The sequence below is a fragment of the Alterirhizorhabdus solaris genome (genome assembly GCF_007785815.1).
Lineage (GTDB): Bacteria > Pseudomonadota > Alphaproteobacteria > Sphingomonadales > Sphingomonadaceae > Alterirhizorhabdus > Alterirhizorhabdus solaris.
This window is the reverse complement of record NZ_VNIM01000200.1, coordinates 1-2125: the sequence shown is the minus strand read 5'-3', so window position 1 is coordinate 2125 and position 2125 is coordinate 1. Positions and strand designations below refer to the sequence as shown.

Here is a 2125-nt window from a genome sequence, read left to right as displayed (position 1 = left end):
GCGCCGGTGGAGCAGGCATGGTTCGGCAGGATACGCACGCGGTCACCGATCGCCAGATCGGGCAGTACCCCTCCCGATCCCGGCCGGACGGCGATGATGCCATGCTCCTGATTGGCGTCCGCGACGATCAGATTGAGATACGGCCGCCCGGCGAGATCGCAGACGACGCCATAGCCCTGATCCACCGCCTGCTTCGCCGTTCCGCGATCGCGGGACATCGCCATCCAGCCGGCATCGGTCAGGATCCAGCCCTTCTCCCGCTGGAAGCCGATCACGGTGGCCATCACCGACAGCGCGATGTCATCGACTTCGCAGACGCCGATGCCGGCCATCACGAGATCGAAGAACACGAACACGCCCGCGCGCACTTCCGTCACCCCCGTCAGGTCGGCCGCGTAATGCGCCGTGGGGGTGGAGCCGACGCTCACGACCGGACAAGCCAAGTCCGCCGTCCGCAGGATCGTCGCCGCGTCCACCACCGCGCGCCGCTCCTCCTCCGCGCAAGCCACCAGGGCGGCCACGCCGCGCGCAGCATAACTGCCGCCGGCATGGGTGAGAACACCGCGCAGTTCGGCGTCGGTCGCAAGGATCTGCCCGATCGCGGTCAGCTTTTCCACGTCTGTCGGTAGAATGCCCGAGCGGTGGCCATCGCAGTCAATCTCGATCAAGGCCGGGATGCGGACGCCAGCCTCGCGCGAAGCGGCGGCCACTGCCTCTGCTTGTTCGACCGTGTCGAGCACGACGGCGAGATCGACGCCACCGCTCCGCAGATCGAGCACCCGCCCCAGCTTGTCGGGCGTGATACCCACCGCGTAGATGATGTCGCGCACGCCGGCCTCGGCGAAACGGGCAGCCTCTTTCAGGGTCGAGACGGTGGCCGGACCGGCAGGCGATGCCATCACCGCGCGCGCAACGTCGACCGACTTGCCGGTTTTCAGATGGGGCCGCAGGGTGACGTCGAAGCGAGACAGGCGGGCACGCAGCCGCGCCACGTTATGCGCCATCCGATCCGCGTCGAGCACAAGGCACGGCGTTTCCAGCCTAGCCAGCGTCAGCTCTGTTGCAGGCGTTTCGCGTTCGATCGTCAAACCCTCATCCACCGCAAAAATCCTCGTCTGATCTACGCGAAGTATTGCGCGATTGGTCAGCACCGGCAATTAACGCTTGCTACATCGATCCATAAGGCGGGCCTTAATGCTGACGTCGGATGATCTCGCCTTCTTCGCGGTGGTGGCTACATCGGCATCGCTTGCCGCAAGCGCGCGCAAGCTGAACGTCACGCCACCGGCCGTCACGCAGCGGCTACGGGGGCTGGAAGCGCGGCTTGGCGTGCGTCTGGTCGAGCGATCACACCGCCACCTCGGGCTGACCGACGAAGGCGCGCTCGTGGCGGCGCAGGCCCATGTCGTTGCCACCGCACTCGACACGCTGAGCGACGCCCTCGGCGACCGGCGCAATCAGGTCAGCGGCCACCTGCGCGTGACGGCCCCCCACGGATTCGGCCGGGTCCACGTCGCCCCCGTCGTGGCAGCCTTCGTCCGCCTCCATCCGGCGGTGACGGTGACACTCGACCTGTCCGATCACCCCGGGGCGCAGCTGGTCGACAGCAGCGACGCGATCATTCATATCGGAGCGGCGGGGTCGATGAGCCAGATCGTCACCACGCTCGCTCCCAACCGCCGTCTCTTGGTTGCAAGCCCCACCTATCTGGCACGGGCAACGCCGGTCGCGGCGCCGGCAGACCTCACGCACCACCGTTGCCTGGTGGTGCGCGAAAATGAGGAGGACGTAACGCTGTGGCGCCTCAAGCACGGCGTCCTCGGTACTGCCACGATGCGTATTGATCCCTTCATGTCCAGCAACGACGGAACGGTCGTGCGCGGATGGGCATTGGCCGGCGCCGGACTGGCGATCCGATCCGAATGGGACGTGGCGGACGATCTCGTCGCTGGTCGGCTGATCCACGTCCTGACGGACTGGGAAGCGCCGCCTGCCGACGTGGTGGCGATCCTGGGCGCACGCCACGGCCGCAGCGCGCGCACGACAGCTTTTCTTTCGGTACTCCGTCAATCGCTGGCGCCCGTGCCGTGGCGACTTTCCGTCACTTGAGCCATGGACTTTCCTA

The 2125-nt window shown here is 66.9% G+C and carries 2 protein-coding genes; one reads left to right on the top strand and one right to left on the bottom strand.

The features are described 5' to 3' along the window. Nucleotides 1-1004 (bottom strand): alanine racemase (locus tag FOY91_RS21235; RefSeq protein WP_145156046.1); only part of this gene is annotated, 1004 nt, incomplete at its 3' end. 190 nt (nt 1005-1194) lie between these two features. On the opposite strand from FOY91_RS21235, the gene FOY91_RS21230 reads away from it, so the two are divergent. Next, nucleotides 1195-2109 carry a LysR substrate-binding domain-containing protein gene (locus FOY91_RS21230; protein ID WP_145156044.1) on the top strand — a complete coding sequence of 305 codons (915 nt, stop codon included), beginning with the start codon at nt 1195-1197 and terminating at the stop codon, nt 2107-2109. Nucleotides 2110-2125 lie beyond the last annotated feature (16 nt).